At 49.0% G+C, this 13,053-nt stretch carries 14 protein-coding genes; 4 read left to right on the top strand and 10 right to left on the bottom strand.

Features of this window, described 5'->3' with window-relative positions; all coding sequences use genetic code 11:
• Positions 1-190 precede the first annotated feature (190 nt).
• From AC27IB_RS10955 to AC27IB_RS10945, 3 genes are read right to left on the bottom strand one after another with little or no spacing between them, the layout of a single operon-like run.
• Positions 191-3,067, bottom strand: coding sequence for an alpha/beta hydrolase family protein (locus tag AC27IB_RS10955; protein WP_487120881.1), 2,877 nt, complete (start codon positions 3,065-3,067; stop codon positions 191-193).
• On the bottom strand, positions 3,064-3,621 hold the full coding sequence (locus tag AC27IB_RS10950; RefSeq protein ID WP_487120879.1) for a hypothetical protein: 558 nt from the start codon (positions 3,619-3,621) through the stop codon (positions 3,064-3,066). The genes AC27IB_RS10955 and AC27IB_RS10950 overlap by 4 nt, the downstream gene beginning before the upstream one ends.
• 41 nt (positions 3,622-3,662) lie before the next feature.
• Positions 3,663-4,970 carry a 3-deoxy-D-manno-octulosonic acid transferase gene (locus AC27IB_RS10945; RefSeq protein ID WP_487120877.1) on the bottom strand — a complete coding sequence of 436 codons (1,308 nt, stop codon included), beginning with the start codon at positions 4,968-4,970 and terminating at the stop codon, positions 3,663-3,665.
• Between the two features lie 142 nt (positions 4,971-5,112).
• On the opposite strand from AC27IB_RS10945, the gene AC27IB_RS10940 reads away from it, so the two are divergent.
• The 3 genes from AC27IB_RS10940 to AC27IB_RS10930 all read left to right on the top strand — a co-directional run bounded on the left by AC27IB_RS10940 (position 5,113) and on the right by AC27IB_RS10930 (position 8,237).
• The gene (locus AC27IB_RS10940; RefSeq protein ID WP_487120875.1) at positions 5,113-6,096 is read left to right on the top strand and encodes a glycosyltransferase family 9 protein; all 984 of its coding nucleotides are present in this window, start codon (positions 5,113-5,115) and stop codon (positions 6,094-6,096) included.
• A gap of 2 nt (positions 6,097-6,098) precedes the next feature.
• A complete protein-coding gene (locus AC27IB_RS10935) occupies positions 6,099-7,181 on the top strand; it encodes a glycosyltransferase family 4 protein (protein WP_487120981.1) in 1,083 nt (360 codons plus the stop codon).
• 66 nt (positions 7,182-7,247) lie between these two features.
• Positions 7,248-8,237, top strand: coding sequence for a proline iminopeptidase-family hydrolase (locus AC27IB_RS10930; RefSeq protein WP_487120873.1), 990 nt, complete (start codon positions 7,248-7,250; stop codon positions 8,235-8,237).
• On the opposite strand, the gene AC27IB_RS10925 is transcribed toward AC27IB_RS10930, so the two are convergent.
• Positions 8,234-9,154 (bottom strand): AraC family transcriptional regulator, encoded by a 921-nt coding sequence (locus AC27IB_RS10925; protein WP_487120871.1) that lies wholly within the window; start codon positions 9,152-9,154, stop codon positions 8,234-8,236. The two genes, AC27IB_RS10930 and AC27IB_RS10925, sit on opposite strands and share 4 nt — an antisense overlap.
• Before the next feature lie 165 nt (positions 9,155-9,319).
• Here AC27IB_RS10925 and AC27IB_RS10920 point away from each other — a divergent pair, with 165 nt between their 5' ends.
• Entirely contained in the window at positions 9,320-10,372 is a 1,053-nt protein-coding gene (locus AC27IB_RS10920; protein WP_487120869.1) for an NAD(P)-dependent alcohol dehydrogenase, read from the top strand.
• 474 nt (positions 10,373-10,846) lie between these two features.
• Here AC27IB_RS10920 and rpsQ read toward each other — a convergent pair whose 3' ends face one another.
• Genes rpsQ through rpsS form a run of 6 tightly spaced genes read right to left on the bottom strand, consistent with a single transcriptional unit; the run spans position 10,847 to position 13,041 of the window.
• Positions 10,847-11,104, bottom strand: coding sequence for a 30S ribosomal protein S17 (gene rpsQ, locus AC27IB_RS10915; protein WP_487120867.1), 258 nt, complete (start codon positions 11,102-11,104; stop codon positions 10,847-10,849).
• Complete coding sequence (gene rpmC, locus AC27IB_RS10910) at positions 11,104-11,295, bottom strand: 50S ribosomal protein L29 (protein ID WP_487120865.1); 192 nt, start codon at positions 11,293-11,295, stop codon at positions 11,104-11,106. The genes rpsQ and rpmC overlap by 1 nt, the downstream gene beginning before the upstream one ends.
• A complete protein-coding gene (gene rplP, locus AC27IB_RS10905; RefSeq protein ID WP_487120863.1) occupies positions 11,295-11,705 on the bottom strand; it encodes a 50S ribosomal protein L16 in 411 nt (136 codons plus the stop codon). Before rplP ends, rpmC begins: the two co-directional genes overlap by 1 nt.
• Before the next feature lie 2 nt (positions 11,706-11,707).
• Complete coding sequence (rpsC, locus tag AC27IB_RS10900) at positions 11,708-12,412, bottom strand: 30S ribosomal protein S3 (protein ID WP_487120861.1); 705 nt, start codon at positions 12,410-12,412, stop codon at positions 11,708-11,710.
• Positions 12,413-12,421: 9 nt separating this feature from the next.
• A complete protein-coding gene (rplV, locus tag AC27IB_RS10895; RefSeq protein ID WP_296052051.1) occupies positions 12,422-12,754 on the bottom strand; it encodes a 50S ribosomal protein L22 in 333 nt (110 codons plus the stop codon).
• An 11-nt stretch (positions 12,755-12,765) separates the two neighbouring features.
• Positions 12,766-13,041, bottom strand: coding sequence for a 30S ribosomal protein S19 (rpsS, locus tag AC27IB_RS10890; RefSeq protein ID WP_070177558.1), 276 nt, complete (start codon positions 13,039-13,041; stop codon positions 12,766-12,768).
• Positions 13,042-13,053: the final 12 nt, after the last annotated feature.

Here is a 13,053-nt window from a genome sequence, read left to right as displayed (position 1 = left end):
AAAGGCGGTGCCAGGCCGGAAAATAATATTTTTAGTTGATTTAGATCAAAAGCTTAGGTGTAAATTTTTACAAATTTGTAAGGAAAACAATAAGCTATAAATTTAAGAAAGGTTAATGAAATGATAAATTCACAGTTTAATAAATTATTCATTTCATTAAATTTCACGGATTGATCAATCCGTTCTGCTTTTAGTGAAGCTGAAACACGTGTTCCAGTTTGGGCTCACTGTGAACGTCTCTGATAAGCAGTTTAATGGCTTTAAAAGTGGCGTCGTAAGCGCCAATATCAAACTCTGCACGCCAGTAATTAAAGTAATTGAGTTGTTTTGGCGATCCATAAAACAACATATTCTTTAATACCCTGCTCGTTCCATCTTCGCGCAGCCCAATCCATTGCACCACCGCACCAAGCTGTTCATCGGCCTGTACAAAAAAGTCGCCGGCGGAAACGGTAAACTTAACGCCCAGCCGATCACCGATTTTCAGTGGCAGCGCATCCGACTGATAGTCACTCTGGCCGTTAACCTGGGTCACCAGTCTGCCAGCTTCAACCAGTTCGGTATCGATTCTGGATGTAGTAATGGCGTGATAACTGTTGAGGATAACGTTAAGCTCAGGTTCAGTTAGCCGCTGCTCTGTGATCAAGCGGGCAATCAGCTGCCGTAACAGTGGGCCGTGTGTTTTTCTGGATTGTGCAGGCAAGGCCTCAAAGGCATCAGCACAGGTTGCGTTGTGTATACCGTTTTGGGGATACAGACAAACATAAATAGTCTCGAGGATCTTAGTAGTGGCGTCATCCTGGCTATCTGGCACCTTGAGCATGGCTTGCTTTACAAGCGATTGATTACCGTCAAACCGGTCGTTAAATAAATAGGCACGAACCAGGAAGTTAGCCGCTTCGGTACTGCCATTCTCAATAGCCCGGTTTAACAAATGGACGATATCTTCGATAGGATAGAGGGTCTCGCGGGCATTCAATTTAGCCAGCGCCAGCTTATACAAAGCATGATGATCATTATTGGCGGCCGCCTTTTGATAGTAGGTGAATGCTTTAGTCTCGTCATGATCGACAACATTACTGCCGTAAAACGCATCAGCAGCTACCGTAAGGTCCGTCACCAGGCCGGCTCTGACCTCTTCAGGTTGGGTGCTGATTTCCAGTGTTTTAAGCCCCAGCGTGCGCCGGATGAAATCTTCAATGATCACATTTTCATGAATGTCACCTTGCCAGGTAGGGTGCCCGTGACCGGCATTCTTGTAATAAACATGTTCAAAAGCGATGCCCAGCTTACTGAGCACATAATCGAGTCGCTGAGTATGCTCAAAAGAAGCCACCTTATCGTCATAACCTGCCGTGATCAGCAGTGGCGTGGTTATTTTGTTGGCCAGGTACAGCGGGGATATCTGATATAAGTCTTCACTGTACTCCCCCACTGTTTCCGATACCTGACTGGCCCAGACTTCATCTGTTTTCAGGTTACTTTGATTAAACAGCAAGGGCAGGTCGTACACCCCAAAGCGGGAAATAACACAGTCCACCAAATCAGGGTGCAGGATACTAAGCATGAGTGAAGAATAACCACCGTAACTGGATCCCATGGCACAGATGTTCTCTGCGGGCGCTACCTGCTGAATTTTTGTGATAGCGGCCAGAATATCCTGCTCTATCTGCTGGCCAAACTCGCCAACCCCTCCTTCCCTGAACGCGCGCCCAAAGCCAAATGAGCCGCGAAAGTTTACCTTTAAAACAGCATAGCCCCGGGTGGTATAGAACTGCGTCAGGCGGTTGAATTCGGTTGTATCCCTAACGCCTACCGGCCCGCCATGGGGCATAACTAGCAGTACATTGTTGTCTGGTCCCACGGGCGGATAGTAATAAGACTCAACCATACTGCCACCAGACGCCACTTCGTACACCTGCGGCTTTGAGAATTTGTAGCTATCGAGTTCAGGTTGAGCCGAAAACAGGATCCTCGCTTCCTGTCTGGCGACATCAAACAAGTAGTAATCCGTCGGCGCATCCGGGGCATAAGCAACAGCCACATACACATCGGCGGCCGCACTGTAATCAGCCAGCGCAAAATGACGGCCGGGCACACTTTTATTTAATTGCGCCTGGTGATAATCCTGTGCCGCATTGAGGTATTCCACCACCATTTCGCCACCTTTGTAGTAGCGTACGCTGGCCGCCTGAGCGCGGTCGTGATCAATCTCGGCAGAGACCAGATCGTAACTTTCATGCTCATACAGTACGTCAACAAAAGTGGCCGACGGAATATCATAAAGATACAAAGCAATTTTATCGGTAGAGATATCACTCAATACTGCAATTTGCGTATCGTTGAGAAATCCCATGGGTTCAAACGTGTAGTCGGTATTAAAATCCTGCAGCATGACCTGCCACGATTTCTCTCGTAGTTTTCGATATTTTATGGTGTAGGTAGCGTTGTCATTATCGTAACTCAGTCCCAGTAACATGTCGGCGCCGCTGTCATAAAAGTAACGCACCATGTCATCGGGTAGATGGCGTATTCGGTCTTTACCTGACCACTGCGGATCGGCCAGAGCCATTGGATCAACCACATAAATTTCGGTATCGCCGCTACGACTTGTGGTGGTAAACAGTACCTTGGTCGGGTCTGCACCGGCTTGCCCCATAATATAGCCATTCACTTTCACAACATGGGCTTTGACTTCAGCAATGGCTTCCTCACTGGCAATCACTTCCAGCGTGACCCTGACATCCTGTCTTTCGCCCTTGCTGATCAGAGATCCGGTAAAGAAAAGGTGGTTCGGGGAAAGCCAGAAATACTCTTTCAACCGGCCCCCGGCACCTAAATTCAGCAACGGCACGTAGTTAAGTGATGAACGCTCGATAAGCCCTACCTGGGCGGCCTCACCGGTCATTTCAAACAGTGCAATATAGCGGCCGTCAGGCGACAATACCGGTGCACTAAACTGCTGATTAGTAAATAAACTTTTGCCCGGCACAGGCACCGCCAGCCGACTTTCCCGGGCCTCCCCCAAAAAACTCAATACAGCAAGTAATACCCATCCCCATCTCATTGTGGGTTCTCCAGTTCTGCGATTAAGTCGTAAAACCTATCCTGGCCGGGGCCGGCATAAAACATCTCGCGACTGGTCAGTAAACCGGGAAAGTGCGCTTCCATAAACATCTGCGCGTTGGCAGCTCGGTTTTCCAGTTCAATATGATTGGCAAAGAAGAAATAAAAAGGCTGCTCAACGGTTAAATGACCCACATAGTTAATGCGCCCGGGTTTGACTTCAAAGCGCCATTCGTCTTCGTTGAGCTTGGTACGATAATAATAGTTGTAGTCGATTCGACCAAAATGATACTCACCGGCTTTCACCGGTAGCAAAATATAGTTTTCTCCTGCTGAGAGATCGGCGTGAGTTAATTTGAAATTTTCTTCGCCCCAGACGTACAGCGCCTGAAGATCATAATCATTCACCAGGCCAATCAATAAGTAGCCCTGATTGGTATCTGCCAGTTTGTCGGCATCCTGCTTTTGGGAAGAAACACTGGTGGCTACACAACCTGACAGCAACGCTAAAATGCTGCTTAATAGCATCAGGCGAACGATAAGCTTTCCTAGCATAATCAAAGTCCTGAGGAGAAATCACTGCAGAACTAAGAGTATCAGTTGTTGTATGACTCAACAACTTTCATGGTTTTATCCAGGGCGCCGCTATTTTGAGCCAACACCTCATAACCGGCCAGTCCAGCCTGAGATGCAGCGTTGGGATCCTTGCACCACAACAACGTAAGCGCGGTCATTGCGTCAGCATCTGCCACAATAAACAACGCACCGGATTCTTCTAATTTGGCGCAGATAACCGGGTTGTTGTAGGTATTCGGTCCCATCATCACAGGTAGCTTTTTAGCCGCCGGCTCAAGGGCATTATGACCGCCGCGGTCGGCAATACTGCCCCCAACAAACGCGAAGTCTGCCACGGTATAGACTGCGTTGAGCTTGCCCATCTCATTTACCAGCAACACATCACACTCATCCGGCACGCTGCTCACCGAGGCACTTTGCGCCATGGTTAAGCCGGTTTTTTGAATCAGTCTGGCGACGGTTTCAAACCGTTCAGGATGGCGAGGAACCAGCACCAGCATTAACTGCGGGCACTGCGCTTTGACAGCCTGATAGGTTTGCAGCAACACGGTTTCTTCCGGATCATGAGTACTGCCTCCCACCAGAATGGTTCGACCAGCGCCCTCCAGACCTAAAAAGCCGCTTTCAGTTTCATCAATGGCAGAGGCCTGATCGAACTTAATATTGTTGGTGAGTGTGAGTTTGGTTTCCGGCATGCCTAAAAACCGGTAATTGGCATAATCACGCTCGCCCTGCGCGCACACATGCGCCAGCTTGTTAAGCATTGGCTCGAACAGGATGGGAAACTTCGCATAACGTCGCGCCGAGCGATCGGTCATTCTGGCATTGACCACCAGTACCGGAATATCTCGCTTCCAGCAGGCGTGGATAAGATTAGGCCACAGCTCAACCTCGGTAATAAAGACGGCGCTGGGTTTAATTCGTCTTAACATCCCAGCCATAGCCATATGTAAATCATAGGGCAGATAAAAATGATGTACTTTCTCGCCGAAGATAGCTCGCACACGTGCCGAGCCGGTTGGCGTAGTGGTGGTTACGGTAATCTGGCGCTCCGGCTGCTCCTGCATAATGCGTTTTATGAGCACTGAAGCTGCCACCACTTCTCCCACCGACACACAGTGAAACAGATAACCATTGGCTTTCGGCGCATGCGCTACATAACCAAAACGTTCAAACCGACGGCGATTATAATCTTTCTGGCGGGTCATGCCGCGCTTCACCAGATTCAAAAAAGCAAACGGAATAATCAGCGCCAGAATAAACGAATAAAACCAGCGAAAGGCATCCTGATACCACTTGGGTGAATATGTTGTGTGTTGCTTGCTCATGTTGCCTTTTACACCGTTGAAGTGGCCGTCATCAAATTGTCGTGAAGTTTTGTTTCACTGAACCACAGGATTATATTTTTACTGCTGATGCATGTTATCGACTGCCGCCAAACCCGCCGTGCTCATAATCAGGTTAAGTGCAATGGGCGATATTGTAATGACCTCAGGTCTGCCGTCCAGCTTAAAACACCATTTTGACAGCGATGTGACCATCAGCTGGCTGGTTGAAACGCCCTATGTTTCACTGGTTGCTGGTCATCCTGATGTAGACAAGGTGATTGCCTGGCCTAAACAGGAATGGCGTGCCCTCGCGAAATCCCGCCAATACCTCGCCTTGTTAAAAGCAGTGTTAAAGTTTCGCCGTTCTTTGCGTGCCGCTCAGTTTGATATGGTCATTGATGCCCAGGGGTTGTTAAAAAGTGCCATGCTGGCCTGGTTTACCGGTGCCCGAAAGCGAATCGGTTTTAACAGCAAGGAGCACAGCCAGTGGTTACTAACAGAATCATTCGATAAGCCGCTGTCCGATGACATTAGCAGTGAATATAAATTTTTAGCCAGCCAGTTCAGTAATGCTCCCTATCAACTCACCCTGCATGCGGGTGAGCAGGCGCGTGCAACTGCGCAAGACTTACTCAGAGCTCAGGGCTTTAATCGTCATTTTATTGCCATTGCCCCCTTTACCACGCGCCCGCAAAAACACTGGCTTTTGCCTTACTGGCAGCAACTTATTGCTATACTTGGTAACAGCGGTCATCAGGTGGTAATTCTTGGCGGCCCGTCCGATCAAAGCGCGGCTGAACTTCTCGCTGGTGGCAATCCACAGTGCCTCAATATGGCCGGCAGTTTAAGCCTGACCGAAAGCGCCGCAGTAATAGAACAATGCGGCGCGTTGGTTGGCGTGGATACCGGCCTGACTCACATGGGCATGGTTTATCAACGGCCCACAGTAGCTATCTTCGGTTCAACCCGTCCGTATACCCGAACACAGAACCCTCATGCCCGTATTCTGTATGCAGATTTAAGTTGTGCTCCCTGTAAGCGTCGCCCTACCTGTGATGGTCGTTTTGATTGTATGCAGGCAATAACCCCCGGGCAGGTTTACCACACACTTCAGGGACTGCTGTGATTATGCGTGTAATGCACCTTGAACTGGGCAGACATTTGTACGGCGGCGCCAAACAGGTGGAATACCTAATCAATGCCATTGCAGCCCGGGACAACTCAGTAAAACAGTTTCTGGTGTGTGCCGAGGGCAGCGCTATCGCCGCGCTCAACCTTACCGAATGTGAAACTCACGCTTTGCCTTACGCCGGTGAATTTGATATCAGTATTCTGTGGCGGTTGGCTGCGTTAGTAAAAGCGTTAAAGCCAGACATACTGCATGTACACAGTCGCCGTGGCGCCGATGTGTGGGGCGCAATAATCGCACGGCGTACCGGTGTTCCGGCCATTTGCACCAGACGAGTGGATAACCCGGAGTCTGCGATAAGCAGGCTGAAATATGCGCAGTATCAGGCCGTTATCAGTATCTCCGAAGGCGTTCGCAAAGTGGTTTCACAGCGTTGCCCGGCGTCAGTAGTTCAGCGAATTATTCATTCGTCGGTGGACTTATCAGAATTTCACTACGGCGATGACCCGGACTGGTTTCGCCGAACCTACGCTGTACCTTTTGGTTACCGGGTACTGGCTAGCTTTGCCCAGCTTATTGAGCGAAAAGGTCAGCGCGAACTGATTGCAGCAATGAAACAGGTGGTTGCAAAGCAGCCGAACACCATCTGCTTACTGTTTGGCAAAGGCAGTCTGGCAGAACAATATCAGCAGCAGATTGACGAAGCGGGTTTAGCCGGTCATGTCCGCTTGTGTGGATTTACCGAGCAGGTAGCCAGAATACTGCCTAATATTGATTTGCTGGTACACCCGGCCCATGCAGAAGGGCTCGGGGTAATCTTATTGCAAGCCGGCGCCTGTTCACTCCCGGTTATTGCCAGTCCATCCGGAGGCATCCCGGAAATTATTAAACATAAGCAAACTGGCTGGTTGACCCCGGCTGGCGAGCCAACGTTACTTGCCAACGCCATCGTTAGTGCGCTAGAAGCCCCTCGCCAGTGGCGTAATTATGCTAGTGCACTATACAAGCATGTAAGTACTCACTTTTCTACTGATAGCATGGCTTCAGGCTATATCAGTTTGTATCACCAGATTAAGCGTTAGTCTGGCTGGAGACGAACCCCAAAGCCCCTTATACTGTTGTCGACCACTCAAATTAAGGGATCCGTTGTGATTAAATCCGGCCGTTTATTGTTATCTTCGCTTTGGCTATTCCTGACAGCTTCACTGCTTTCTCAGGTCCATGCAGAAACGCCCCCCTACGCGCCACCGGAGCAAGAATTAATGGTGCCTGTGGCGGGAGGAAAAGTGTATGTCAGGCTCAACGGCATCGCTCATAAAAGCGCTATCCCGGTTATTTTTATTCATGGCGGACCCGGCGGTACTCACAATGGTTTTGCCGGCATGACAGGGCTGGCCGATGATCGCATGGTGATCATGTATGACCAGCTCGACAGTGGTAAGTCCGAGCAAACCAATGATCCCGCAAACTGGCGGGTCGCAAGGTTTGTTGAGGCTATTGAAACCATTCGTCAACATCTCGATATTCCCCGTTGGCATGTGGTAGGACATAGTTGGGGGTCAGCACTGGCACTGGAATATACCGCGAAGTACCCCGACAATGTGGTATCCACAGTACTTGGTGGCACCTTTATTTCTACCCCACATTGGATTATGGATGCCAACCTGCTGGTGAAAGCAGCGCCTGCACCAGTGCAGCACACACTGCGAGAGTGTGAGTCAGCAGAGCCTCCTGAAGGGGATAAATGCAGTGCTGCCTATACCAAGCTGTATTCCGCTTATTACACGCCTGGTGCTACATCCAAGAAAGAACAGGAGTATTACCAAAACGTCGGCGGTAATGGTTTTAATCCGGTGATCTACAATGCCATGTGGGGCCCCAGTGAATTTTCTTCCACCGGGGTGCTTAAACACTATGATGCAACACATTTACTGGCCTCGATAGACCCTGCTAAAACACTGTTTATGATAGGTCAGTACGACTCTGCCCGAATCGATACAGTACAGGATTACCTGGCCTTAACCCCGGGGGCGGAGCTTGCCGTAGTGCCTGGCGGCGCCCATGGCTTTTACGGGGACAGGCCGCTGATCACTCAGGCGATACTCACCAGTTGGCTAAAGCGACAAGACCCGCGTTAGGCCACAATGCCAATCCCCTGTTCCTGAGTAGGCGAATAACCAAATGCTTTTCGGTAGTCGCGACTAAACTGAGAAATGCTGGTATAGCCTACCTCGCTGGCAATCTGCGACACACTGTAACTACGGCGGCTCAGCATTGCCTGGGCTTTCAGCAGCCGACAACGTTTGAGATACTGGATGGGCGATGTCTGAGTAATCTGTTTAAAGCTTGCATGAAAGCCAGACACACTCATCCCTGCATCACGGGCCAGCGCAGCAACACTAAACTCTGCGTCCAGATTAGCCGAAATCTGCTTTAATGTGCGGGCTATGCGTGCGTAATGACCGCCATCCACAGCCAGCGCTCTGAGAGCATGGCCATTAGGCCCTTTTAACGCTTCATAAGTTAACTCTTTTAATCTGGCCTGCCCCAATACCGCGGCCATCGCAGAGTCGGCTCCGGCTTCCAACAGCCTCATAACTGCATAGGCCATCTCGGTATGCATGGGGACAGAAACGGTCGGCTCAATCTGATCGGCTAGTGGCTGAGTCTCAGGCAGGCTTTGTACCAGTTCAGCAACCATAGCCGGATCAAAGTCGATACGCACGCCAATAGCCGGTGTGGAAACACTGCCAATGGTCTCGCAATAAAACGGGATTGGCAGCGTTTGCAGCAGATACTGGCCAGGGCCGTAATGAAACTCCCGGCCACCGACGCGGCCTATTTTGTGGCCCTGCAAAACGACCGCAATGCCCGGATTATAAATAAAGGGTCGGGCAGGACGGTGGTGACAGCTATGAAACACCGTAAGTCCCGCAATGGCGGTAGTAATAACGCCTTCCTGCGGCAATAGCTGATTGACCCGATCAAGCAGCGCATGCTGGTACGGATGGCTAACACGGCTTGCCTGGTTGGGGATTAGTGCAGTAGTGGACATAATGATTCCTGCCGAGGGCTTAGTAGAATTATGCAATCAGAAGTTTTTCAACACCAGATAATTGCCTTATTTTTAGAGTAATAGTCAAAACAGATAGAGAAATGTTAAAGCTTTGGTTTAACTAATCTCGCACAATGTGATGACTTAACCTGAAGAGAACAGATAATGACGACCAAAGCCTATGGTGCCACGGCACCAGATTCCGGTGTTAACCCATTAACCATTCAACGGCGGCCATTGCGTGATGATGACGTTGCCATATCAATCGATTTTTGCGGCGTTTGCCATTCTGATATCCACACTGTAGAGAACGACTGGGGGCGCACCAGCTATCCTATTGTCCCCGGCCATGAAATCGTTGGCACAGTAACGGCCATCGGCCCCAGAGTTACCCAATATAAGGTCGGCGATACAGTAGGCGTTGGCTGCCTGGTAGATTCCTGCGGAACCTGTGAGGCGTGTGATGACCATCAGGAGCAGTTTTGTTATGAAGGGATCCACGGCACTTATGGTGGCGTAGACCGAATCGATGGTACGCCAAATCAGGGCGGCTATGCAGAGTCCATCGTCGTCAAAGAAAGTTTCGTGCTGACTATCCCCACCGGCCTTGAGCCGGCGGCAGCCGCGCCAATTTTATGCGCCGGCATAACCACCTATTCACCACTGAAATTTGCCGGCGTAAAAAAAGGCGATAAGGTTGGCGTTCTGGGCATGGGCGGTCTCGGCCATATGGGCGTTAAGTTTGCTAAGGCAATGGGCGCGGAAGTCACCATCTTTACCCGTTCACAGGCAAAGGTTGAAGAAGCACTTCAGCAGGGAGCCGATCACTTAGTGATATCTACGGACGAGCAACAAATGCAAGCGGCCACAGAGCAGTTTGATTACCTTCTTGATACCATCCCGGTAGAGCACGATTTTAACCCCTACCTGAATTGTCTTAAATACAATGGCACTCACATTGTGGTAGGCCAGCTGACCCCGCTTGAACCCGCTCTGAATACCGGAGCACTGGTGATGAAGCGCCGCTCAATACTGGGTTCTCTGATTGGCGGCCTGGCTGAGACTCAGGAAGTTCTGGATTTTTGTGCTGCTCACAATATTACCTGTGATATCGAAATGCTCGATATTCAAAACATCAACGCTGCTTATGAGCGGATGAAACAGGGTGATGTGAAGTATCGTTTTGTTATCGATATGAATAGCCTTAAAGGCGCCTGATTTGCCGCTATGCAAAGGGGACAAAAGGCTGTTCGCCTTTGCATAGCCAACTATCAATGTTTCTGTTACACAAATAGAAAATTGTAGAGCTGTTTATTTTTGACACAGCTTCAAAAAAACCAAAAATAATAAAATAAAATCAAAGTATTCATAAAGATAGAAACCATTATCAGAATCACTCTTGAACACTGTGTAACTAAAACCTTCTGTGGTTCATTTATAACAAGGGTTTTGGCGAAAGCTGCAGGTTCTATACTTAAAGTTTTACTTAAAATACCTTTAAACAACCCTTAACTTTGAAAACCAATCGAGTTTAACTATTTATTTCAGCTATTTACTCTTTATTCATTAACTTAACAGCGCTTTACCCGAAGATAAGCGCTAAGTCTGAATATTTAACAGTTTTATAGAATTGCAGGCAATAAAAAAGCCGCTCCTGAGAGCGGCTTTTTTTAAGCGCTTTAAAAGCGGCGATTAAACGCCAGCTTTCTCTACAACATCAACCAAAGTCCAGTTTTTATTCTTGGAGATTGGTGCACATTCGCGAACAGTAACTGTATCGCCTTCGTTGCAAACGTTGCTTTCGTCATGAGCGTGCAGTTTAGTAGTACGCTTGATGAACTTCCCGTAGATAGGGTGTTTAACAAAACGTTCTACTGCAACAGTAATGGTTTTATCCATTTTGTTGCTAACCACACGACCTTGTACTGTACGAATTTTTTGTTCAGTCATTACGCATCAGCCTTTTGAGTCAGAATGGTTTTAACACGCGCGATGTTACGACGCACTGTCTTCAACTGGTCGGTTTTTTCAAGCTGGCCAGTTGAATGCTGCATGCGTAAGTTGAACTGTTCGCGTAGCAGGTTTAATAACTCTGCATTCAGCTCTTCTACGCTTTTATCTTTCAGTTCAGCTGCTTTCATTACATCACCGTCCGAGTTACAAAGGTTGTTTTAAATGGCAGTTTTGCCGCAGCCAAAGTAAACGCTTCGCGTGCAAGCTCTTCAGGAACACCTTCCATCTCATAAAGAACACGACCAGGTTGAATTTGGCATACCCAGTACTCAACGTTACCCTTACCTTTACCTTGACGAACCTCAAGAGGCTTCTCAGTAATTGGTTTGTCAGGGAAAACCCGAATCCAGATTTTACCTTGACGCTTAACGTGACGAGTCATGGCACGACGTGCAGCCTCAATTTGGCGCGCAGTCATACGACCACGACCAACCGCTTTAAGACCGTAAGTACCAAAGGCAACAGTCGCTCCCGCAGCTGTACCGCGGTTGCGGCCTTTGTGCATTTTACGGAATTTCATGCGTTTTGGTTGTAACATGATTAGCCCTCTCGCTTAGCGTTGCGGCCTTTCTTCTTAGGTTGAGCTGGCGCTGCCGGCTCTTGTGTTGTAGGCAGTCCGCCTAACACTTCACCTTTGAAGATCCATACTTTTACGCCGATGATACCGTAAGTAGTAGCCGCTTCAGAAGTCGCGTAATCGATATCTGCACGGAAAGTGTGCAGAGGAACACGACCTTCGCGATACCATTCAGAACGTGCAATCTCTGCACCGCCCAAACGGCCGCTAACTTCTACTTTGATACCTTTTGCGCCAAGGCGCATTGCGTTTTGAACCGCACGCTTCATGGCGCGACGGAACATAACACGGCGTTCCAGCTGGCTTGAAATGCTGTCAGCGACCAACTGACCATCCAGCTCTGGCTTGCGTACTTCAGCAATGTTGATCTGAGCAGGCACGCCGGCCAGCTTAGAAACATAGTTACGCAGCTTTTCAACGTCTTCACCTTTCTTACCGATGACTACGCCTGGACGAGCAGTGTGAATAGTCACACGGATGCTCTTAGCAGGACGCTCGATCACGATTTTAGACAGTGAAGCGTTTTTCAGTTGTTTAGTCAGGTACTGACGCACCTGATGGTCATTGTACAGGTTATCTGCATAATCTGCGGTATTAGCGTACCAGGTAGAAGTCCATGGTTTACTGATACCCAGGCGTATACCTGTAGGATGTACCTTCTGTCCCATTATCTACTCCTAGTTATCCGCTACAACCACAGTGATGTGACTGCTACGCTTAAAGATACGATCCGCACGGCCTTTGGCACGTGGCTTGATACGTTTCATAGTTGGGCCTTCGTCAACGAAGATCTTAGCGACGCGCAGTTCATCAATGTCTGCGCCTTCGTTATGCTCTGCGTTAGCGATTGCTGATTCTAAAACTTTCTTAATCAGCGTAGCGCTTTTCTTTGGGCTGTACGCTAAAAGCTCAAGAGCTTTTTCTACGTGCATACCGCGAACTTGATCCGCAACCAAGCGTGCTTTTTGAGCCGACGTGCGGGCAAAACGGTGTTTAGCTAATGCTTCCATCTTCCTACCCCTTAACGTTTAGCTTTCTTATCCGCGACATGGCCGCGGTAAGTACGCGTTGGCGCAAATTCGCCCAACTTGTGGCCGACCATTTCGTCACTCACGATGACAGGTACATGTTGGCGGCCGTTATGGACTGCAATGGTCAACCCAATCATATCTGGGATGATGATAGAACGACGAGACCAGGTTTTGATTGGTTTACGTTCGTTCTTTTCCACTGCAGCCTCTACCTTCTTCAGCAAGTGAAGGTCGATAAATGGACCTTTCTTGAGAGAACGTGGCATGGTGAATCCTCG

It is taken from the genome of Alteromonas sp. 4NH20-0104, assembly GCF_057547795.1.
Note: the sequence above shows the minus strand (reverse complement) of the source record. Positions and strands in the feature narration are given on the sequence as shown.

Excerpts from the sequence above, each read along its gene's own strand:
- rpsQ (WP_487120867.1), bottom strand. The coding sequence starts at position 11,104 with ATGACTGAACAAAAAATTCGTACAGTACAAGGTCGTGTGGTTAGCAAC.
- AC27IB_RS10950 (WP_487120879.1), bottom strand. The coding sequence starts at position 3,621 with ATGCTAGGAAAGCTTATCGTTCGCCTGATGCTATTAAGCAGCATTTTA.
- rpmC (WP_487120865.1), bottom strand. The coding sequence starts at position 11,295 with ATGAAAGCAGCTGAACTGAAAGATAAAAGCGTAGAAGAGCTGAATGCA.
- AC27IB_RS10940 (WP_487120875.1), top strand. The coding sequence starts at position 5,113 with ATGGGCGATATTGTAATGACCTCAGGTCTGCCGTCCAGCTTAAAACAC.
- rplP (WP_487120863.1), bottom strand. The coding sequence starts at position 11,705 with ATGTTACAACCAAAACGCATGAAATTCCGTAAAATGCACAAAGGCCGC.
- rpsS (WP_070177558.1), bottom strand. The coding sequence starts at position 13,041 with ATGCCACGTTCTCTCAAGAAAGGTCCATTTATCGACCTTCACTTGCTG.
- rpsC (WP_487120861.1), bottom strand. The coding sequence starts at position 12,412 with ATGGGACAGAAGGTACATCCTACAGGTATACGCCTGGGTATCAGTAAA.
- AC27IB_RS10935 (WP_487120981.1), top strand. The coding sequence starts at position 6,099 with ATGCGTGTAATGCACCTTGAACTGGGCAGACATTTGTACGGCGGCGCC.
- rplV (WP_296052051.1), bottom strand. The coding sequence starts at position 12,754 with ATGGAAGCATTAGCTAAACACCGTTTTGCCCGCACGTCGGCTCAAAAA.
- AC27IB_RS10945 (WP_487120877.1), bottom strand. The coding sequence starts at position 4,970 with ATGAGCAAGCAACACACAACATATTCACCCAAGTGGTATCAGGATGCC.
- AC27IB_RS10955 (WP_487120881.1), bottom strand. The coding sequence starts at position 3,067 with ATGAGATGGGGATGGGTATTACTTGCTGTATTGAGTTTTTTGGGGGAG.
- AC27IB_RS10925 (WP_487120871.1), bottom strand. The coding sequence starts at position 9,154 with ATGTCCACTACTGCACTAATCCCCAACCAGGCAAGCCGTGTTAGCCAT.
- AC27IB_RS10920 (WP_487120869.1), top strand. The coding sequence starts at position 9,320 with ATGACGACCAAAGCCTATGGTGCCACGGCACCAGATTCCGGTGTTAAC.